Origin of the sequence: Acinetobacter sp. Leaf130, from assembly GCF_001423205.1 — a bacterium.
Taxonomy (GTDB): Bacteria; Pseudomonadota; Gammaproteobacteria; order Pseudomonadales; family Moraxellaceae; genus Acinetobacter; species Acinetobacter calcoaceticus.
This window is the reverse complement of record NZ_LMOE01000001.1, coordinates 2,124,533-2,145,619: the sequence shown is the minus strand read 5'-3', so window position 1 is coordinate 2,145,619 and position 21,087 is coordinate 2,124,533. Positions and strand designations below refer to the sequence as shown.

Annotated in this window: 23 protein-coding genes; 9 read left to right on the top strand and 14 right to left on the bottom strand. The window is 39.4% G+C overall.

The genetic code is table 11. The annotated features are described in order from the left end of the window. Positions 1-2: 2 nt before the first annotated feature. The 7 genes from ASF86_RS09710 to dapD all read right to left on the bottom strand — a co-directional run bounded on the left by ASF86_RS09710 (position 3) and on the right by dapD (position 4,706). Complete coding sequence (locus ASF86_RS09710) at positions 3-572, bottom strand: CAP domain-containing protein (protein ID WP_056481473.1); 570 nt, start codon at positions 570-572, stop codon at positions 3-5. 118 nt (positions 573-690) lie between these two features. After that, the gene (locus ASF86_RS09705) at positions 691-1,152 is read right to left on the bottom strand and encodes a peroxiredoxin (protein WP_017387864.1); all 462 of its coding nucleotides are present in this window, start codon (positions 1,150-1,152) and stop codon (positions 691-693) included. An 18-nt stretch (positions 1,153-1,170) separates the two neighbouring features. Further along, positions 1,171-1,857: a diphthine--ammonia ligase gene (locus tag ASF86_RS09700; protein ID WP_056481465.1), complete on the bottom strand. Its 687-nt coding sequence runs from the start codon at positions 1,855-1,857 to the stop codon at positions 1,171-1,173. Between the two features lie 96 nt (positions 1,858-1,953). Further along, positions 1,954-2,370: a hypothetical protein gene (locus ASF86_RS09695; RefSeq protein WP_003650267.1), complete on the bottom strand. Its 417-nt coding sequence runs from the start codon at positions 2,368-2,370 to the stop codon at positions 1,954-1,956. 16 nt (positions 2,371-2,386) lie between these two features. Next, positions 2,387-3,055 (bottom strand): 7-cyano-7-deazaguanine synthase QueC, encoded by a 669-nt coding sequence (gene queC / locus ASF86_RS09690; RefSeq protein ID WP_004643680.1) that lies wholly within the window; start codon positions 3,053-3,055, stop codon positions 2,387-2,389. A 40-nt stretch (positions 3,056-3,095) separates the two neighbouring features. Beyond that, positions 3,096-3,806, bottom strand: a complete 711-nt coding sequence (gene queE, locus ASF86_RS09685; RefSeq protein WP_017387867.1) for a 7-carboxy-7-deazaguanine synthase QueE — start codon at positions 3,804-3,806, stop codon at positions 3,096-3,098. Positions 3,807-3,884: 78 nt separating this feature from the next. Further along, positions 3,885-4,706, bottom strand: a complete 822-nt coding sequence (gene dapD / locus ASF86_RS09680; protein WP_004643678.1) for a 2,3,4,5-tetrahydropyridine-2,6-dicarboxylate N-succinyltransferase — start codon at positions 4,704-4,706, stop codon at positions 3,885-3,887. A gap of 295 nt (positions 4,707-5,001) precedes the next feature. On the opposite strand from dapD, the gene carO reads away from it, so the two are divergent. Beyond that, entirely contained in the window at positions 5,002-5,730 is a 729-nt protein-coding gene (gene carO, locus ASF86_RS09675) for an ornithine uptake porin CarO type 4 (RefSeq protein ID WP_056481460.1), read from the top strand. 89 nt (positions 5,731-5,819) lie between these two features. On the opposite strand, the gene ASF86_RS09670 is transcribed toward carO, so the two are convergent. From ASF86_RS09670 to ASF86_RS09645, 6 genes are all read right to left on the bottom strand, one after another. After that, positions 5,820-6,743: a CysB family HTH-type transcriptional regulator gene (locus ASF86_RS09670; protein WP_045429572.1), complete on the bottom strand. Its 924-nt coding sequence runs from the start codon at positions 6,741-6,743 to the stop codon at positions 5,820-5,822. A gap of 28 nt (positions 6,744-6,771) precedes the next feature. Next, complete coding sequence (locus ASF86_RS09665) at positions 6,772-7,833, bottom strand: sulfate/molybdate ABC transporter ATP-binding protein (RefSeq protein ID WP_003650279.1); 1,062 nt, start codon at positions 7,831-7,833, stop codon at positions 6,772-6,774. Between the two features lie 11 nt (positions 7,834-7,844). Then, positions 7,845-8,729: a sulfate ABC transporter permease subunit CysW gene (gene cysW, locus ASF86_RS09660; RefSeq protein WP_056481453.1), complete on the bottom strand. Its 885-nt coding sequence runs from the start codon at positions 8,727-8,729 to the stop codon at positions 7,845-7,847. Further along, a complete protein-coding gene (cysT, locus tag ASF86_RS09655) occupies positions 8,726-9,559 on the bottom strand; it encodes a sulfate ABC transporter permease subunit CysT (protein ID WP_003650283.1) in 834 nt (277 codons plus the stop codon). The genes cysW and cysT overlap by 4 nt, the downstream gene beginning before the upstream one ends. 80 nt (positions 9,560-9,639) lie before the next feature. After that, positions 9,640-10,248 carry an alpha/beta hydrolase gene (locus ASF86_RS09650; protein WP_056481452.1) on the bottom strand — a complete coding sequence of 203 codons (609 nt, stop codon included), beginning with the start codon at positions 10,246-10,248 and terminating at the stop codon, positions 9,640-9,642. Between the two features lie 30 nt (positions 10,249-10,278). Then, complete coding sequence (locus tag ASF86_RS09645) at positions 10,279-11,286, bottom strand: sulfate ABC transporter substrate-binding protein (RefSeq protein ID WP_005038882.1); 1,008 nt, start codon at positions 11,284-11,286, stop codon at positions 10,279-10,281. Between the two features lie 263 nt (positions 11,287-11,549). Between ASF86_RS09645 and pabC the strand changes: the two genes are divergently transcribed. The 4 genes from pabC to ASF86_RS09625 all read left to right on the top strand — a co-directional run bounded on the left by pabC (position 11,550) and on the right by ASF86_RS09625 (position 14,596). After that, entirely contained in the window at positions 11,550-12,362 is an 813-nt protein-coding gene (gene pabC / locus ASF86_RS09640) for an aminodeoxychorismate lyase (RefSeq protein WP_056481451.1), read from the top strand. Position 12,363: 1 nt separating this feature from the next. Next, positions 12,364-13,434, top strand: coding sequence for an endolytic transglycosylase MltG (gene mltG / locus ASF86_RS09635; protein ID WP_056481448.1), 1,071 nt, complete (start codon positions 12,364-12,366; stop codon positions 13,432-13,434). Between the two features lie 9 nt (positions 13,435-13,443). Beyond that, positions 13,444-14,043 carry a dTMP kinase gene (tmk, locus tag ASF86_RS09630; protein ID WP_056481445.1) on the top strand — a complete coding sequence of 200 codons (600 nt, stop codon included), beginning with the start codon at positions 13,444-13,446 and terminating at the stop codon, positions 14,041-14,043. Between the two features lie 136 nt (positions 14,044-14,179). After that, on the top strand, positions 14,180-14,596 hold the full coding sequence (locus ASF86_RS09625; protein WP_003650294.1) for a PaaI family thioesterase: 417 nt from the start codon (positions 14,180-14,182) through the stop codon (positions 14,594-14,596). A 59-nt stretch (positions 14,597-14,655) separates the two neighbouring features. Here the strand turns inward: ASF86_RS09625 and nadB are convergent, their stop codons facing one another. After that, a complete protein-coding gene (gene nadB, locus ASF86_RS09620) occupies positions 14,656-16,299 on the bottom strand; it encodes an L-aspartate oxidase (RefSeq protein WP_056481442.1) in 1,644 nt (547 codons plus the stop codon). Between the two features lie 230 nt (positions 16,300-16,529). Here nadB and ASF86_RS09615 point away from each other — a divergent pair, with 230 nt between their 5' ends. The 4 genes from ASF86_RS09615 to lepA all read left to right on the top strand — a co-directional run bounded on the left by ASF86_RS09615 (position 16,530) and on the right by lepA (position 21,052). Continuing rightward, a complete protein-coding gene (locus ASF86_RS09615; protein WP_056481436.1) occupies positions 16,530-17,906 on the top strand; it encodes a Do family serine endopeptidase in 1,377 nt (458 codons plus the stop codon). 123 nt (positions 17,907-18,029) lie between these two features. After that, positions 18,030-18,482, top strand: coding sequence for an acyl-CoA thioesterase (locus ASF86_RS09610; protein WP_056481435.1), 453 nt, complete (start codon positions 18,030-18,032; stop codon positions 18,480-18,482). A gap of 20 nt (positions 18,483-18,502) precedes the next feature. Continuing rightward, on the top strand, positions 18,503-19,051 hold the full coding sequence (locus ASF86_RS09605; RefSeq protein ID WP_056481433.1) for a GNAT family N-acetyltransferase: 549 nt from the start codon (positions 18,503-18,505) through the stop codon (positions 19,049-19,051). A 183-nt stretch (positions 19,052-19,234) separates the two neighbouring features. Next, positions 19,235-21,052, top strand: coding sequence for a translation elongation factor 4 (gene lepA, locus ASF86_RS09600; RefSeq protein ID WP_003650302.1), 1,818 nt, complete (start codon positions 19,235-19,237; stop codon positions 21,050-21,052). The last annotated feature ends 35 nt before the right edge of the window (positions 21,053-21,087 follow it).

Genomic DNA, 21,087 nt, shown 5'->3' with positions numbered 1-21,087 from the left:
TTTTAACGTGTACCAAATTGTTGAGTCCAATAGCTCTTTTGCTTTGCAGACTGATCGGAAGCACAAGCGATTGCGTAAGTTGTGAATTTGGGGTTCATTAGATTACTACAATGTAGGGGACTCGGCAGCCATTTAGACATAACTTCGCTCAAAGTTTTCTGACCGCTAGCGACATTTTCACCATTGGCTTTGCCGAGAGTATTATAGCGTTTCAAACGTGACTTTAAGTCTAGTCCTGTTGAACTCACATGTCCCAGAAAGTTATGTTTTGCCATATCTTCACTATGAGAAAGTGCACCTTTATATAAATTATTATTCCAACTCAGCGGTTTAGCAGCAGGGAAAAACTGTTGACCACACTGGCGTGGTTGTTGGCGGATCTGGTTAATTGTATTAAGTATGGCCTGTTGATAAGCTGGGTTTTGTAAATCTTGGCAGCTTATTTCAATGGCAGTTTTCTGAATTTGAGTAATTGATGGGGTGGTGTCGGTTGGCATGGGTAATGTATTTGCACTACATGCACCGATAAAAAGAGTCAAAGGCAGTAAAGAGTAATTTTTGAGTAGACTCATGTGAACGCCTTAAAATAATTATTCTAATGTTTTTATCATACGCCAAAGTCAAATTATTGAGCAATTCTTTGCAATAAAAAAGCGAGTTCGATACTCGCTTTTTTATTGCATACGTTTATTAAGCCGATTGAAGGGCTTTTAGGTCTTCAAGTACTTGTTCAGCATGTCCTGCTGCTTTGACTTTACGGTAGCTTTTAACTAAGGTTTTGTTATGGAAAATGAAAGTAGAGCGTTCAATTCCCATAACTTTTTTGCCATACATATTTTTTTCTTTAATGACATCAAAATGATTACAGAGCACTTCTTCTTTGTCGCTAATGAGGTCAATCGTGAGCGCTTGTTTTTCAGTAAAGTTTTGATGGGCTTTTACCGAGTCGCGTGAAACACCGAAAATACGTGTACCTAAAGCTTCAAATTGGTCTTTTAAACAAGAGAAACCGACTGCTTGTGTTGTACATCCAGGGGTTGAATCTTTTGGGTAGAAATAAATGATTAACCATTCATTTTCAACCTCGGCCAAGTTCACTTCACCGTGGGTAGTAGGGAAAACCTGATTTGGTAATTGAATATTCTCAGTCATTTCTCATCCTTCAAAAAGCTAAATTTGATCTAATTCAAGTGGTAAAAAAGCATATTCTTCATGATAAACAATATCGAGCTTTCTTACAGGAATTGGTTTGTTAAAAATTGGTCCATCAATCACAGTGGTATGAAATTCACCGCCTTCACCACATGGATCAATACCGCGATTCTCAAGTTCTTGGATATATTCTAAGGTTAAAGTTTTTCCTAAATCTTCAATTGTCATGCCTAGTTTTAAGTTCACTGTCACAATGACACTACGGAAACCAAGATTGATAAACTCTTCAACAACCTCACGATGTGGACGTAACCAAAGAGGCATGCCTAATTTGAGTCCCACTTGTTGAGTGATCCGATCATGCCAACACCCATGTTCAGGCATATCAAGGTCACCTGTAACGAGTACCTCGGCACCTTGTTGTTTTGCCTGAGTGAGTAATTCAATAAATTTAGCTTCATAGTCATTCCAGCTTGATGAAGCCATAAATACTGGTAGGCCGATTGCTTCAGCTTGAGCTTGAATAATATCAAGTGGCATAGCATGTGAACGAGAGCGCTGGCCTTGTTCTTCTAGCATGACAATTAGTCCACTAACCATACCAGTTTGCATTGCCTGGTAGAGTGCAAGGGAGCTGTCTTTACCCCCACTAAATGAGACAATAGACGGTTTGTTAATTGCGTTGGTTTTCCATTGTTCTTGCATGGTTTATTTCAAATGAATTGGTCAAGATCGATTTTATTTTAACAGAGCTACAAAAAAGCCTGCATAAATGCAGGCTTAATTTGGAATAACAAAAGCTTATTTTTTAGGAGCTTGTTGTTGAGCTGCTTTCATAGCATCTTCAGTTAATTTTTCAAGCTTAGTTGTTAACTGAGGACCGAAACATGCTTTAAGATCACGGTTTTGTTGTTGTACAAATCCTAGAGAGCTTGGGCTTTTCTTCGCATTGATTGCACTTTGGATTTCCCATTTTTGTGCTTCAGTTACTTTACCTTGTGCTTCAACTTGGCAGCTACAGAATTTGCTAACTTCAGATGAACTGAGTTTACCGCCTTTAGCTGTTTGATCTTTACAAACGTTAACTAATGCACCTTTAACGTTGGTACTTTTATATGCTGCTTGAACTGGGTTTTCAGCAGCATGTGCTGCACCAGCCATAAGAGCAACTGTTGAAAACAAAGATGAAAGAATAAGATTTGATTTTAACAACTTCATAAATTTTACCTACTTATTACGGTATATAGCGTGTTGGGTCGGCAACACCGGCCTCGATAAAGCCTTCTTTACGCAAACGGCAACTGTCACATTTGCCACACGCACGTCCTTGAGCATCTGCTTGGTAGCAAGATACCGTTTGACTATAGTCTACGCCATGTTCAATCCCTAAACGTATAATATTCGCTTTGGATAAATGTAACAGGGGTGTTTCAAATTTAAGTGGTTTTCCTTCCACGCCAGCTTTCGTTGCTAAACGTGCCATATTGGCAAAAGCGTCAATAAATTCAGGGCGACAATCAGGATATCCTGAATAATCAACGGCATTGATACCAATAACAATCGCTTCAGCATTGAATACTTCTGCTGCTGCTAAGGCATATGAAAGGAAAATTGTGTTACGTGCTGGTACATAAGTTACAGGAATGCCTTCTTGTAATTGTTCTGGTACAGCAATGTTATGGTCTGTAAGTGCAGACCCACCTAAATTAGCCAAATCAATATTAATTACACGATGTTCAACACCTGCTCGTTGAGTTAATGCTTTTGCTGCATCGAGTTCAGTGGTTGAGCGTTGACCATACATAAAACTAATAGCAATACATTCATAGCGTGCTTGTGCCCAAGCTAGGCAAGTGGTTGAGTCTAAGCCGCCTGAAAGTAAAACAATGGCACGAGGGCGCATATTTTTCTCCATATTCGGAATGATTTATTTTATTGAGTGATTAGCGACCTGATTCGTCATTCCACAGCAGTTTATGTAACTGAAGTTGGAAACGAACGGGTAATTTATCATCCAGTATCCACTGTGCCAGATCACGTGCTAGACGTGGCAGGCCAACAGCACCTTTTTCAACTGCAAAGGCAGGGGAGAACCAAACGGTACTGACTTTTTTATGCAGTTGATATTTTTCAACTTGTTGCTTTGACCATTCATAATCTTCGCGGTTACAAATGACGAATTTAATTTGGTCATGCGCAGTCAAATGATCAAGATTGCTGATGAGGTTACGATGTTCCTCACCAGAAGTTGGAGTTTTTAAATCGAGAACTTTAGAAACACGCGAATCTACTTTTGAGACATCGAGCGCGCCACTGGTTTCTAAAGAAACATCAAAGCCAGCTTCACATAGACGTTGTAATAAAATCAAACAGTTTGGCTGTGCAAGAGGTTCACCACCAGTTACACAAATATAAGGCGTTTGAAATTGTGTAGCTGTTTCAATGATATGCTCAAGTGAAAAACGTTCACCACCTTCAAAAGAATAAGTGGTATCACAATAGCTACAACGTAATGGACAGCCCGTTAGGCGAATAAATACAGTCGGTAGGCCAGAGGCATTTGCTTCACCCTGCAACGAGTAAAAAATCTCGGTAATGCGTAAACCGGACGCAGGGTCTGAGACAGGGATTGCAGAGGAACGTAAGGAAGCCATTCTAGAAATACCACACTATATAAAAAATAAAATCTCTACGATCAGTGTTGACCGTAGAGATGTTTGATCAAACTGAAATTAGTCAGCGCGTAACAAATCGTTCAAACTTGTTTTTGCACGTGTTTGCGCATCAACTTTTTTCACAATAATTGCAGCATATAAGCTGTATTTACCATCAGCAGACGGCAGGCTACCTGCTACAACAACTGAACCTGCTGGAACGCGACCATAATGGATTTCGCCAGTTGCGCGGTCATAAATTTTAGTCGATTGACCAATGAAAACGCCCATTGAAATTACTGAGCCTTCTTCAACAATAACGCCTTCAACGATTTCTGAACGCGCACCGATAAAGCAATTGTCTTCAATAATGGTTGGGTTAGCTTGTAATGGTTCTAAAACACCACCGATACCTACACCACCAGACAAGTGAACATTTTTACCGATTTGAGCACATGAACCTACAGTTGCCCATGTATCAACCATTGTGCCTTCATCTACGTAAGCACCAATGTTGACATAAGAAGGCATTAACACTACGTTTTTAGCTTGGAAGCTACCACGACGTGCTACAGCAGGAGGAACAACACGAACACCTGCTGCTTTAAATTGTTCTTCAGTCCAACCAGAGAATTTAGTTTCAACTTTGTCGTAGAAACGAAGATCACATGACTCGATTGGTTTATTGTCATTGAGTTTAAATGATAATAAAACAGCTTTTTTTAACCATTGGTGAACAACCCATTCACCATTGATTTTTTCAGCAACTCGAAGTGTACCGTTATCTAAACCAGCAATTGCTTCTTCAACAGCTTGGCGAATTTCGCTTGGGCAATCTGCTGCAGTAAGGTTTGCGCGGTCTTCAAATGCTTGCTCAATGATCGTAGAAAGCTGAGACATGATCTTCCTTCCATAAAAAATTTTAAAGATTTTACACTAATTTGTGACAAGAATCTTTGAAAAAACGTGTTACGTTTAATCGAGGGTATAAATGAGGTAAATGAAATTAAGCTTATTAGATAATCAAGTGTTTTTTACACAAAAATGATTTGAAAATAAAAATTTAACTCAATTTGTATCAAAAAATAACAGAAATCTAGCATTTTTTGTATAAAAAAGAATCTAAGCTGTCTTTATTATGATTTCAGTCACAAGATGAATAAATTAAAAACAGAGCCTTTTTGAGGAGAAAACCATGAAAGTATTACGTGTATTAGTAACAACTACTGCTTTATTCGCTGCTGGAGCAGCAATGGCAGATGAAGCTGTTGTTCATGACAGCTACGCATTTGACAAAAACCAATTAATTCCTGTGGGGGCGCGTGCTGAGGTAGGTACAACTGGTTACGGTGGTGCTTTATTGTGGCAAGCAAACCCATATGTAGGTTTGGCACTTGGTTATAACGGTGGTGACATTTCTTGGCGTGATGACGTATCTGTAAATGGTACGAAATATGACGTTGATATGGATAATAACAACGTTTATTTAAATGCTGAAATTCGTCCTTGGGGTGCCAGTACTAACCGTTGGGCTCAGGGCTTATATGTAGCTGCGGGTGCTGCGTATTTAGATAACGATTATGATTTAACTAAACGTTCATCAGATGGTACTATTAAAGTAAATGGTAATAATTATAACTTTAATGGTTCAGTTGATGGTAAATTAAGTTATAAAAATGATATTGCCCCTTATGTAGGTTTGGGTTTTGCACCTAAGATCAATAAGAACTGGGGTGTATTTGGTGAGGTTGGTGCATATTACACAGGTAACCCAAGTGTAGATCTTAAATCAAATGGTACATTTGTTAATGTTAACGGTGCTGACTTTGATAAAGACTTACGTGCAGAAGAAAATAAAATCGCGAATGATGATAAATACCAATGGTTACCAGTTGGTAAAGTTGGTGTGAACTTCTTCTGGTAATAAATAGAAAAAAAACGAGCTGCGGCTCGTTTTTTTCTATTTAATAAAAATAAAAGAGCTAAAAAGCTCTTTTATTTTGTTCTTAATTTTTATTCATCTGGATAAGCAATTTTCTTAAGGGCTTTAATATCGGCATCAGGTGAGCATAAAGAAATAAACTCGTAACCATAACCGCGTAGTAGATGACCTTTACGAACCGCAATCCATGTCGTATTGACACCAAAAATATCGGTTTTAGTTTGTTTTAAACGATGATCACGCTCTGTGTCGTAAGCTACGGCATTAACAATTCCGACTCCCATGCCCAATTCGACATAAGTCTTGATAACATCCGCATCAAGAGCTGACATCACGATATCTGCATCGAGGTGAGCTTCTTCAAAGGCTTTGTCAATTTTAGATCGACCTGTAAAACCGCCATGATAAGTAATAAGTGGATAGTCCGCTAAAAGTTCAAGCGTAATCTTGTCCGCCTTCACTAAAGGGTGATTTTGCGGCGTGATAATACTGTGTTGCCATTGATAGTAAGGGATACTCGCTAGGTTTTCTTCAGTCGTTAAAGACTCTGTAGCAATTCCAATATCGGCCTCACCTTGTAAGAGCATTTCTGAAATTTCAACAGGGCTGGCTTGTTGTAAAATCAAATGAACTTTAGGAAATAACTTCTTAAATTCATTGACGATCGGGGGAAGTACATAACGTGCCTGAGTATGTGTTGTCGCGATCGTTAATGTTCCTTCATCGACTTTATTAAAGTCTTCTGCAAGACGTTTAATATTTTCAGCATCAACTAACATGCGTTCAACGATGCCAAGAAGAGATTGTCCTGGTTCGGTTAAACCTAAAAGACGTTTACCTTTTCGTATAAAAAGTTGTACACCTAGCTCATCTTCTAAATCTTTAATATGTTTACTTACGCCCGATTGAGACGTGTAGAGTGCAGCCGATGCTTCGGTTAAGTTAAAGTTTTGGCGTACAGTTTCTCGGATAATTCTTAATTGTTGAAAGTTCATTCACACTTTTCCTTACCAAATATATTTCTTAAGCAACTTGATCTGCAAATAAGTGCAGTTGAGATGCACTTACCCAAACGGTTTGATTCGGTTTAAACGCATGTAATTTTGCAGCTTCATTGCTTAGAGCAATCTCAATTAAACGTCCATTACGGTCTTGTAATTCCGCCACAACTTTTCCAGCAATCCAGATTTCACGTACAAAAGTCGCTTCAATAGTATTCGCCTGAGGTTGCGAGTGAATATGTAACTCATCTGGACGCGCAAAAGCAATCACTTTTCCTTGAGGCGCCTCAACTAACGTTGGTAATTGAATACGGTCATTGCCAATACGGATAATACCGCCTGTGTTTTCACCTTCAAAACGATTTGCCTGACCTAAGAAATCAAATACAAATGGTGTTGATGGTTTTTCATAAACTTCACGAGGCGAACCGATCTGCTCTACATTACCTTTATTCATTACAATAATCTGATCGGCAACTTCAAGTGCTTCTTCCTGATCGTGGGTCACGAAAATTGAAGTAATATGCAACTCATCATGTAAGTTGCGTAACCAGCGGCGTAATTCCTTACGGACTTTGGCATCTAGCGCACCAAAAGGTTCATCAAGTAATAATACTCGTGGCTCTACTGCCAAGGCACGGGCTAAAGCAATACGTTGACGTTGTCCGCCCGAAAGCTGAGCAGGGTAGCGGTCTGCCAAAAATCCAAGTTGAACTAGATCAAGTAAACGAGTAACACGTTTTTTAATTTCAGCTTCTGAAGGGCGTGTTGCACGTGGACGAACACGTAAACCAAAGGCAATATTGTCAAATACAGTCATGTGACGGAATAAAGCATAGTGCTGAAATACAAAACCGACCTGACGCTCACGCACATGTACATTGGTTGCATCTTCGCCTTCAAGTAACACTTGACCACCATCAGCTGATTCTAGACCCGCAATAATACGAAGTAGGGTTGTTTTACCACAGCCTGATGGCCCGAGTAGGGCAACCAGTTCACCTTCAGGAAAATCTAGGGAAATATTTTTAAGCGCATGGAATGCACCAAAGTGTTTTTCAATATTTTTAACTTGAATACTCATGATTTCATTCCTTACGAATCAGTTGAATGTGGTTCTGGTTTATCTTGATGTAGTTCTAACCACGTTTTCAATACCAGTGTTAAGAGGGCTAAGAAAGCAAGTAATGAGGACACGGCAAACGCTGCGCTAAAGGTGTACTCGTTATATAAAATTTCGACATGAAGTGGCAGGGTATTGGTTTCACCACGGATGTGGCCAGAAACTACAGATACTGCGCCGAACTCACCCATTGCGCGGGCATTACATAGAATCACGCCGTAAATTAAACCCCATTTAATGTTTGGTAGAGTGACCTTCCAAAAGGTTTGCCATCCTGATGCCCCGAGTACAATCGCTGCTTCTTCCTCTTCAGTCCCTTGAGCTTCCATGAGTGGAATTAACTCACGTGCAACAAATGGAACTGTAATAAAGATGGTTGCTAAAACAATTGCGGGTACGGCATATAAAACTTTGATGTCATGTTCCATTAACCATCCGCCAAACCAGCCTTGCGCGCCAAAAATCAATACAATCATTAAACCGGCAATAACGGGTGAAACCGAAAAGGGCATATCGATGATAGTCGTTAAAATTGCCTTGCCTCTAAACTGGAATTTAGAGACAGCCCATGCAGCGGCAACACCAAATATCACGTTAATTGGTACAGCAATTGCTGCGGTTAATAAGGTTAATTTCACTGCCGATAGCGTGTCTGGATCAATCAACGCTTGAACATAGACTTCAAGTCCTTGTTTAAATGCTTCTACAAAAACCAGAATGAGTGGCAACATCAAGCAGCTTAAGAAAAAAATCAGAGCCACGGTAATGAGTGTGTAACGTACCCAAGTTGGTTCACGTGTCGCATCTCGTGATTGCAATTTAAGCGCAAGCGCATTGCTGTCAGTTTGTAGGTTCATGTGACATTTCTCCCTGTACGACGGTTTGCCCACGCTTGAAGTAAATTAATGGCAAATAAAATGATGAAAGAGAGAACTAACATGACCGCAGCAATCGTTGTTGCGCCTGCATAATCATATTCTTCAAGACGTGAAATGATCATGAGTGGAGCAATTTCTGTTTTAAACGGCTGGTTACCCGCAATAAAAATAACTGAACCATATTCACCCACACCGCGGGCAAATGCTAAAGCAAAACCTGTGAACAAAGCTGGTAGTAATATTGGTAAAATAATTTTAGTAATTGTCTGCCAGCGATTTGCGCCAAGTGCTGAAGCTGCTTCTTCAAGCTCAGTTTCGATATCACTGAGTACTGGTTGAACTGTTCTTACAATGAATGGAATACCGATGAAGACCAATGCCAACGTAATACCGATTGGGCTATATGCGACCTGAATGCCTAGAGGTTCGAGATATTGACCAATCCAGCCAGTAGGTGCATAGAGCGAAGTCAGTGCAATACCTGCAACTGCAGTTGGAAGAGCAAAAGGTAGATCGACTAATGCATCAACCAGACGTTTCCCTGGGAAGTTGTAACGTACAAGGCACCAAGCCAGAAGTAAGCCAAATACAACATTAATAAATGCTGCTATTAAAGCTGAACTAAAACTGAGTTGAAGCGATTTTAAAATACGTTCAGACGTTAAAATTTCCCATAATCCGTCCCATCCAATTCCAAATGATTTGATAAAGACTGCGGCTAATGGAATAAGCACAATAAAAGACACATAGGCGAGGGTGAAGCCCAAAGATAGACCAAACCCAGGCAGCACTCGGGATCGCTGCGACATGATATTTCCTCAAAGAGAAAAGCCTGCTGAAACCAGTAAGCGAATAAATAAAGATAAACGGTGCGATATAAAGATGGGTATTAAGCAAATTTCAAAGAGAAATGAGTTTTTACCGGGTCGATAGATGAGTGACTACACATCGAATCTTCTGGAATCAGATAATTCAGCAAATCTGGAAATGGTCCAAAACCTGAAGCAACATTAATATGACCGACTTCACCAAGATTAACTGGATTTAATTTCCACGACTTAGCAAGTTGTAAAGCATCAAAAAAGCCGAGCCATGGATCATTTTCACTAATGAGCAGAGATGTTGGGACATCAATTTTTAACTGATGAAAATATGCTTTGTAGTCGGTCAAACTATGGCGGGCAAAACCAGCTTCCCCAAAGCGTGCTGGATTTGCTGGAGCAACCAAAATAAGTTTCTTAACTTGGCTCTTTAACTCTGGATATTCAGCCAAAGCAGCAACACTCGTTAAGCAACCGAAACTATGCGCAACAATTTGTACAGGAGCTTGCGCTACTTGAACTGTTTTAACGAATTGTTCAACCCATTCACTTAATACTGGTCTATCCCAGTTTTTTTGCTCAACACGAGAACTAGACACGAGTTGACGCTGCAACCAAGATTGCCAATGCTGATGTTCACTTCCACCTACACCCGGAACAATTACAGTGTGAATCATGTCTGTTCTCCTTATCTTTAGTACAAAGAATTACTTCTCTGTACTATTGATTTTCACGATTTGATCGAAAACACCACCATTATCAAAGTGTTGTTTTTGTACCTTCGTCCAACCACCAAATTCTTTGTCGATGGTTACAAGCTTCAATGGCTTAAATACATTGCTGTATTTCTTAAGAACGGCTGCATTACGTGGACGGTAGAAGTTACGTGCTGCAATTTCTTGGCCAGCTGGTGAATACAAGTAGTTGAGGTAACCTTTTGCAATCGTGAGGTTGCCTTTTTTAGTCGCATTCTTTTCAACAATTGCAACTGGAGGCTCAGCTAGGATCGAAAGAGAAGGGGTAATAATTTCAAATTTGCCCGGCTGTTCGCGAAGCGCTAAATGTGCTTCATTTTCCCAAGCAAGTAAGACGTCACCAATGCCACGTTCAGCAAAAGTCGTGGTTGCGCCACGAGCACCCGAATCTAGGACTTTAGTATGTTTATAAATTTGACGAACATATTCTTGTGCTTTTGCATCATTACCACCTGGTTGATGTTTTGCCCAAGCCCAAGCTGCAAGATAATTCCAACGAGCGCCACCAGAGGTTTTCGGGTTTGGTGTAATAATTTCTACGCCCGGTTTGATTAAATCACCCCAGTCTTTAATTTGTTTAGGGTTACCCTTACGTACTAAAAACACAATTGTTGAGGTGTATGGGGTAGAGTTCTGCGGTAACTTTTTCTGCCAGTCAATTGGAAGTAATTTTGCTTTTTCAGCAATTTCATCGATATCTGCTGCAAGTGCTAATGTCACTACATCTGCATTTAAGCCATCGATAACAGCACGTGCCTGTTTACCAGAACCACCGTGTGATTGTTTAAACTCAATATCTTGACCAGTACGTTGTTTCCAGTAAGTACCGAACTGTTTATTGAAATCTGTATATAACTCACGAGTAGGGTCGTAAGAGACGTTTAAAAATTCTTGAGCTGCAAATGATGAAACTGAAAGAAGTGCAGCAATAACCCCGACTTTTAACTGAGAAAAACGCATGAGATAATCCCTCAAAAAATATGAAATGTTCAAAACATGAACGCAGAATAGCGCTAGTCTTTATTCTAAAAAAATAATAAAAAACGAATTTAATATGAAAAAAATAGAAATAGTAAAAACAGATAAGTTATTCTTAAATCTTGATATACAACAAGTTTCAAAAGTAGATACGAAATCGGTATAATTTTTTAAAATCAGTCATTTATTATTTAAATGAAAGGTGTTGTATTGTTGGATCGTTTTAAGCAAAGGGTGGATTAAACATGTGGTGTTTTAAAAATGGTCAACCTGTTGAAACCATTCCTTTACTGGATCGAGCATTTCATTATGGAGATGGGTGCTTCACCACAATTCGTGTTTTTCAAAACCAGATAGAGCTTAAAGAAAGACATTGGGAACGCCTAAAACTTGCATGTCAAAAACTGTTTTTAACTGCAGATTTTGAATTAATAGAACAGAGTTTGCAGCAACTACAAAAACAGCATCTTGTGCTCAATGGCACTTTAAAAATTGTGATTAGTCGTGGGATAGGTGACCGTGGTTATAGTTTGCCAAAACATAATGCTGATATTTATATCTGGTTTTATCCGAAAGCTTTAGAGCCATTTCAGCCAGACTTTATTCAGTGCGGTGTTTTAAATCAGGCTTTAGGTTTAACCATGCCGAGCTTAGTTGGGCTTAAATCTTTAAACCGTCTTGAACAAGTATTGCTAAAAAAAGAAGCAGATCAACTAGGGTGGGCTGAAGCATTAGTTACTGATGTACAAGGTTATATTGTTGAAGGAGTCAGTAGTAATTGTTTTATTCGTTTAAATGATAGATGGATTACTCCCGAACTTCGCTATAATGGCGTCCACGGTGTAATGCGGGCGGAAATTTTAGCGCGTATGCAGCACCATGGAATTGCCTGTGAAGTACGTATAATTGAGCTAGATGAAGTATCTGAAATACAAAGTCTATTCTTTTGTAATGCTTTACATCCTATGCGAGTGGTCACTCATTTAGGAGCGAAAACGTTAGAAACACAGGCATGCATAGATTTATTTCATCTCCTTAACTTAAATCAGATTCATTAATATGCCGAAGCCACCTGTGAATGCGAAAGCAAAAAACGCCAAGAAAAATAACAAAAAACAAGCTCCAAAATTTTCTAAGCGATTGGTTCTAATTGGCCTGTTTATTGTTTTAATTTCTACTTGTGCCATTTTATGGTCGAGTCTATTTAAAGCTTATCCGATTGAAGGCAAAAAACAGATGTTATCCATTACATCGGGTGAAACCTATTCTGGTTTTATTGATCGGTTGGCGAAAGAAGGCAAAATTAGCTTTCCAGTGGTATTAAAGCTTTATCAGAAATTTATGATTCATGACAGCATGAAAGCTGGTGTGTATGAAATTGAACAGGGAATGAGTGTAAGAGAAGTATTAGAGATGTTATCTGATGCAGATAATGCTCAGATGAACCGTGTTTTGGTCATTGAGGGTACAACTTTTAAACAGCTTATCACTGCACTCAAAAATGATAAAAACGTAAAAAATACAATATTAGATTTACCCGATGATCAGCTTATGAAGGCGCTTGGCATTCCTTATGGACACCCTGAAGGTTTGTTTGCACCTAATACGTATTTCTTTGCAAAAGGTGAGACTGACAAGAAAATTCTTACCGATTTATATCATCGTCAAATCAAAGCTTTAGATGCAGCTTGGGCAAATCGTGCGCCGAATTTACCTTACAAAGACAAATATGAAGCATTAATTATGGCTTCTATTGTTGAAAAAGAAACAAGTCTAGATAGTGAACTTACACAAGTTTCTGGGGTTTTTGTCCGCCGTTTAAAAATTGGTATGCGTTTACAAACGGATCCAACTGTTATTTACGGTATGGGTAATAACTATAAGGGAAACATTACCCGAGAAGACCTGCGTACCCCAACAGCATATAATACCTATACTATTAATGGCTTACCACCAACGCCAATTGCATTACCAAGCCAAAAAGCAATTGAAGCTGCGTTGCATCCAGATGATTCAAACAATATCTATTTTGTAGCAACTGGTAATGGTGGACATAAATTTACGGCAAGCTTGCAAGCGCATAATCAAGCGGTGCAAGACTATTTATCCGTGTTGAGATCTAAGAAATAAGGAAAAGAGATGTTTATTAGCTTTGAAGGCACGGAAGGTGTAGGTAAAACTACGCTTATTCGAAAAATTCATCAGTATTTTGAAGAGCAAGGCAAACAAGTTGTTTTAACCCGAGAGCCAGGTGGTACTCCGCTAGCTGAACAAATTCGTTCGATGCTTTTGGCGGTAAATCATGACGAAAATATGAGCCATGATACCGAGTTACTACTCATTTATGCGGCACGTGCTCAACATTTACAACAGGTCATTTTGCCCGCTCTAGAGTCTAATAAAATTGTATTAAGCGATCGTTTTACCGATGCAAGTTTTGCTTATCAATGTTCTGGTCGTGGTTTAAGCCAAGATAAATTACAGCTTTTAAATCAGAACTTTGTTTCACGCATGCCAGAAGTGACTTTCTGGTTAGATGCACCGATTGAACTCGGGATGGATCGTGCGCGTGAACGTGGAGCTTTAGACCGTTTTGAACAAGAAAAGTTAAGCTTTTTTGCTAAAGTTCGTGAAGGTTATGAAACTTTGTGGAAAGCTGAACCGGAGCGTATTAAGCGAATAGATGCAACCCAAAGTCCTGATCAGGTGTTTGAGCAAGCTTTGCAATATTTGGGATAAGCAATTGGATGAGCCACTCTTATTTTTATGAGAGTGGTTAAAAATGACGACAATTCTGGTTTGAATCGTCATAGAAAATATTCTTCATTTTCTTATGCTATCTTACATATGATTTATAGATTGAAGAATAACAAGGATGAAAAGCTCAAAAGAAGAAATCGTGGCATTTCTTGAAAAGGAATTTCCACCAAGTCTTGAACATTGCACGATTGAATCAGTCACGCCCAAAGCCGCAGTTGTTTATTATCATGTCGATCAAAGACATCAACGTCCCGGTGGCACCATATCTGGCCCAACCATGATGACCTTAGCAGATTTTGCTTTATATATTGCTATCTTAGGTGAAATCGGAATTATCGGTTTAGCTGTGACCACCAACTTTAATATTAATTTTTTACGCAAACCTGCGGGTGATCAAGACTTACGCAGTGAGTGTAAGCTCATGAAAGTAGGAAAGAGCTTGGTGGTGGGTGAGGTTTGGATTTATTCAGTAGGGTTGGATGAACCCGTTGCACATGTGACCGCGACTTATTCAATTCCACCTAAATCATAAATATCAAACCAAATAAAAAGCACAGTCTGAACTGTGCTTTTTATTTGGTTTATAAGAAATTACAGCTCTGTATTAACCAATGGCTGTTCTACTGCAAAATTTGGAGGAGTTAAAACGGTTTTACGAATCTCACTCGAAGTTTCAGGATAATCGAGTGTGTAATGTAGACCACGTGATTCTTTACGTTGCATCGCACAACGCACAATCATCTCAGATACTAAAACAAGGTTACGCAGTTCAATCAGGTTCTTGCTCACACGATAGTCTTGATAGTATTCGGTAATTTCACGCTTTAACATTTCAATACGGTGTAAAGCACGTTCTAAACGTTTCGTGGTTCTTACAATACCAACGTAGTTCCACATGGTAGAACGTAACTCATCCCAGTTTTGTAAAATCACCACATCTTCATCTGGATTGGTGACTTGAGAATCATCCCAACTTGGCACTTCTGGTAGTTTTAAATCTTTATCAAATTTATTTTCGATGTCTTTTGCTGCACTCATGCCATAGACGAAGCATTCAAGTAATGAGTTACTCGCCATACGATTTGCGCCATGTAAACCGGTATAAGACGTTTCACCAATCGCATATAGACCTTCAATATCGGTCTGGCTATTTGAGTCCACCACAACACCACCACAGGTGTAATGAGCTGCCGGCACCACTGGAATCATGTCTTTGGTAATGTCGATGCCCAATTCAAGCAATCGCGCGTAAAGTGTAGGGAAGTGTTCTTTAATAAACTCTGGTGATTTGTGCGTGATGTCTAACCACACATGGCGAATACCGAGGCGTTTGATTTCATGGTCAATGGTACGTGCCACAATATCGCGTGGAGCCAGTTCTGCACGATCGTCAAAACGCAGCATGAAACGTTCACCATCAGGCAAGCGTAAGTAAGCACCTTCACCGCGCATCGCTTCAGTAATTAAAAAAGAACGTGCTTGTGGATGGTACAGGCAGGTTGGATGGAACTGATTAAATTCCATGTTGGCTACACGGCAACCTGCACGGTAAGCCATGGCAATGCCATCACCTGTGGCAATATCTGGATTAGATGTGTAGAGGTAAGCTTTCATCGCACCGCCGCAAGCAAGCGCGGTAAATGGTGCAAGGAAGGTATGGACCTTTTCTGTATTTTCATCTAATGCATATAAACCAATAGCGCGATTCGCTTGGTCAACATGGCCTAATTTTTGTGAAGTAATTAAATCAATCGCAATATAGTTTTCAAAAATAGTAATATTTTTACGTTCTTTGGCACGTTCAACTAAGGTGGTTGAAATGGCTTTGCCTGTTGCATCAGCAGAATGGATAATACGGCGCTGTGAATGACCACCTTCGCGGGTTAAATGAAGTTGTTCGTCTTCATCTAAGGTAAATTGCACGCCTTGCTTTAAAAGAAAATCTACAGAAGGGCGACCACCTTCTACGGTATGCTGAACTGCATCCATTTCACATAAATGGGCGCCTGCAATCATAGTGTCATTAATATGCTGTTGAATAGAGTCAGTCTCATCAAGAACAGCAGCAACACCACCTTGAGCGTAGAAGGTACTTGCTTCGGTTAAAGCAGCTTTGGCTAAAACTGCAATATTAAAATGATTTGGTAACGATAAAGCCAGACTTAAACCAGCGCCGCCGCTGCCCACAATAATCACGTCAAAGTGGTGAATTGTCTGTAAATTAGGCATGTCCATTCGCAACAATCTAAAACGTCCGCTAATGACACCCCTTTTTATCTAAAAAGGCAAGAGCTTAAGCGCTCTAACTCAGAGAAAAATTGCAATTGGCTTAAAAAGTTGCAATGCGTAAAATAATCATTGTGATGATGCCTTACAAATAAACATATTGTTACGTACAACTCCAAAGCGTTGTGATACAACAGTTTTATTCTTATTCTCGTAGACCAATTGTGGGTGAGCACCAAATGAAAACTCGCTATTTACAACAAGGAATGTATGCAGCGGTATTTACAGTTGCTGCTGTTCAGGCAAATGCTACTGTTGATTTTTCAAACCTCGTTGAACAAGTTAGTCCAGCCGTGGTGAGTGTAAACGTCGTAAAAAAAATGACTCAGGATGAATTGTTGCAGCAGCAAGTTCCTGAAATTTTAAAACGTTTTTTTGGTAATCAGGTCATCATTCCACAGCAACAAGGTCCACAAGAAAAAACTGCATACGGTAGTGCATTTTTTATTAGTAAAGATGGTTACCTACTTACTAACCACCATGTGATCGAAAATGCCTCACGCATTAGTATCACTTTAAATGATCGTCGTGAAATTGATGCAACAGTGGTCGGTAGTGACGAGCGTACAGACGTTGCATTGTTAAAGGTAACTGGAAATAGCTATCCAGCTTTAAAAGTGGGGAATGTTGATCGCTTACGAGTGGGAGAGCCAGTTTTAGCAATTGGTTCGCCGTTTGGTTTTGACTATTCAGCTTCGGCAGGTATTGTTAGCGCTAAATCACGAAATATGAGTGGTGAAACCTCGATACCGTTTATTCAAACTGATGTTGCGTTAAACCCAGGTAACTCTGGTGGTCCATTGTTTAACCAAAATGGTGAAGTGGTCGGAGTAAACTCTCGCATCTTTAGTGGTACTGGCGGCTATATGGGCTTGTCTTTCTCTATCCCGATTGACGTAGCGATGGATGTTGCCGAACAGCTTAAAACTAAAGGTAAGGTAACACGCTCTTATCTTGGTGTGATGATGCAAGACATTGACCGAAACCTTGCCGATGCTTACAAGTTACCAAAACCTGAAGGTGCTTTAATTACTCAAATTTCTCCGAACTCGCCTGCACAAAAAGCAGGACTGAGAGCTGGAGATGTGATTTTGAAATATAACGGCAATCCAGTATCGCGTACCAGTGAATTACTGTATGCATTAAACAAAGTACAGCCGAATCAAACTATTCAGTTTGAAGTATTACGTGATGATAAAACCCGTAATATTTCAGCAACTTTAACAACTGCTCCTGATGAAACGCCTGCCACAGGTGCACAAACTGCGGTATCTAAAGGTCCAGTTCTAGGAATGAGTATTCGTGATTTGGCTGAACCAGAAAAAAGTGCTTTAAGTGTAAAAGGTGGGATCTATGTACAAGATGTTCGCCGTGGCGGTTTGGCATCATTGTCAAATATCATTCCGGGTGATGTGATTGTTCAAGTCAACAATAACCAGATTTTAAATAGTCAGGATTTTGCAAAAGTTGTTTCTAACTTGCAAAAAAATACGGTAGCACGTGTTGCAATTATTCGTCAGGGACAACGCGCAATGCTTGGTTTACGTATCCAGTAAACTTAAAATGAAACAATGAGCCACCCTAAACATGGGTGGTTTTTTGTTATTTATCTTGAGCGTATAGTGATATCTACCTACACTTATTTCAGTTTAAAAGTTAATAAATAAGAGTGAACATTCGTGAGTAGTATTTTTGATTTACATATTCAGGTACAGCCACATCATATTGATGCGTTAGGACATGTGAACAATGTGATGTATGTACAGTGGATGCAGGATGTAGCTGCTGCTCATGTTGAAACGTTAGGAGTAGGGGTCACTAAATACCTCGAGTTAAAACATGCAATGGTCGCAGTTGAGCATCATGTGCAATATCGTAAAGCTGCATTTGAAGGCGAACAAATTGTATTACGCACATGGCTAGATGATATCAACGCTCTTTATTCTTTCCGCCAGTATGTATTTTTCCGTCCATCAGATCAGGCCGTATTATTTGTTGGAAATACAAAATGGGCATGTATTGAAATTGCCACAGGGCGCCCAAAACGAATGTCTCCAACTTTTACCCATGCATACAAACCGCTTAATTCAAGCATAAATCCTTATGATTTTACTGTTTCATATGTTAGCTAGTAAAAAAGAGAGGCTGAAATTTGGAGTATTCATTTTCCATAGAAACCGATCGATTGGTTTTAAGTGATCTTACAGATGATGATAAAGATTTTGTCTTTGAATTATTTTCAAATTCAAGCGTACTCGAATTTTATGATTTAAAAGCCTTTACTGCATTAGAAGAAGCTCAGGCTCTAATTGAAAAAATGCATAAAAAATGGGACCAACGGCTAGGTTTTAGACATGCTATTCGTCTTAAACAAGATGCAACTATGTTGGGAACATGTGGAGTAAATGCTGTCAAACCGATTGGTGATGATTTTGCGGTAGTCATTGGTTATGAGCTTCATCCTCATGCATGGGGTTCGGGATATGTGCATGAAGCTCTTACAGGGCTAATTCATTCTTTGAAACAAGAGGGATTATTCCAACGAAAAATAAAATATGTTTGGGCTGAGATATTTGAGCCCAACATTAGATCCCAGCAAGTTGTTCACAAACTTGGTTTCAAATTGATTGGAAAGACAGCTAATCATACTGGCAATAATTTATCTGCAAGCCTGCTTAGGTTTGAGCTAAAGCTGTACTGATTTACATACTCTTCAAAGAGAAATAGGTTGTTATGTTGAGAAGTTTAAAAAGCTTTTTTAAAAGGAAGAATTTATGTCTTTTTCATATCTGCAATCTGTTATAATCGCACGCAATTAATTTAACTGCTTTGGCTGTGTATTAAAACAAGCTACATAGCACTCTATATTTTCTCAAGGTAACCCATGGCGCAAGCTAAAAAATCCGTCGATATCAAAAATATACGAAATTTCTCGATTATTGCTCACATTGACCATGGTAAGTCTACATTGGCTGACCGCTTTATTCAGATGTGTGGTGGTCTACAAGATCGTGAAATGCAAGCCCAAGTCTTAGACTCAATGGAGCTTGAGCGTGAACGTGGGATTACCATTAAAGCCGCTTCTGTCACGCTGTATTACACTCATCCAAATGGTCAAGAATATCAACTTAACTTTATTGATACTCCTGGACACGTAGACTTCTCGTATGAAGTTTCTCGTTCATTAGCCGCATGTGAAGGTGCGCTATTGGTTGTAGATGCTGCACAAGGTGTAGAAGCACAATCAGTTGCAAACTGTTATACCGCAATTGAACAAGGTCTCGAAGTTCTTCCTATTTTAAATAAAATTGATTTACCACAGGCTGAACCTGAACGTGTAATTCATGAAATTGAAGAAATCATCGGGATTGAAGCGACAGATGCACCGACTTGTTCAGCAAAAACAGGTTTGGGTGTTGAAGGTGTTTTAGAACGTTTAGTCGATGTTATTCCAGCGCCTGAAGGCGATCGTGATGCTCCATTGCAAGCATTAATTATCGACTCATGGTTTGATAACTACTTAGGTGTAGTTTCTCTTGTACGTATTAAACAAGGTCGTATCCGTAAGGGCGACAAAATGTTGGTTAAATCGACAGGACAAACTCATCCGGTAACTTCAGTGGGTGTATTTAATCCTAAGCATACTGAAACAGATATTCTTGAAGCTGGTGAAGTAGGTTTTGTTATTGCGGGTATTAAAGATATTTTTGGTGCACCAGTAGGTGACACTATTACCCTTGCTGCTACACCTGATGTTGCAATTTTACCGGGTTTTAAAAAGGTTAAGCCACAGGTTTATGCTGGTCTTTTCCCGATTGATGCGAGTGACTTTGAGCCATTCCGTGAAGCGTTACAAAAATTGCAGATCAATGACTCGGCTTTGTTCTTTGAACCAGAAAGCTCAGATGCATTAGGTTTTGGTTTCCGTTGTGGCTTCTTAGGAATGCTACACATGGAGATTGTACAAGAGCGTTTAGAGCGTGAGTATGACCTTGATCTCATCAGTTCTGCACCTACCGTAATTTATGAAGCATTAACCAAGAAGGGTGAAACGATTTATATCGATAGCCCATCAAAAATGCCAGACGGATCTACTGTAGAAGATTTGCGTGAGCCGATTGCAGAGTGTCATATCCTTGTTCCTCAAGAATACTTAGGGAATGTAATGACCCTATGTATTGAACGCCGTGGTGTTCAAAAAGATATGAAATTCTTGGGTAATCAAGTTTCTATTACCTTTGAAATCCCGATGGCTGAAGTCGTTATGGATTTCTTTGATAAATTAAAATCATGCTCTCGTGGTTTTGCATCGTTAGACTATAACTTTGTTCGTTTCGAAAGTTCAGCTTTAGTTAAGGTTGATGTATTAATTAATAGTGACAAGGTTGATGCCTTGGCTATGATTTGTCACCGTAATGACGCGCGTCATCGTGGTATTGCATTGGTTGAGAAAATGAAAGATTTGATTCCTCGCCAAATGTATGACGTTGCTATTCAAGCGGCTATCGGTGCACAAATTATTGCTCGTTCTACTGTAAAAGCAATGCGTAAAAACGTATTAGCGAAATGTTATGGTGGTGACGTTTCACGTAAGAAAAAACTACTTTCTAAACAAAAAGAAGGTAAGAAACGTATGAAACAAGTGGGAAGTGTTGAAATTCCACAAGAAGCGTTCTTGGCTGTATTGAAAGTAGAAAGATAAGAAATGAGGGGGGAGAAGTAAGATATTACTTTTCC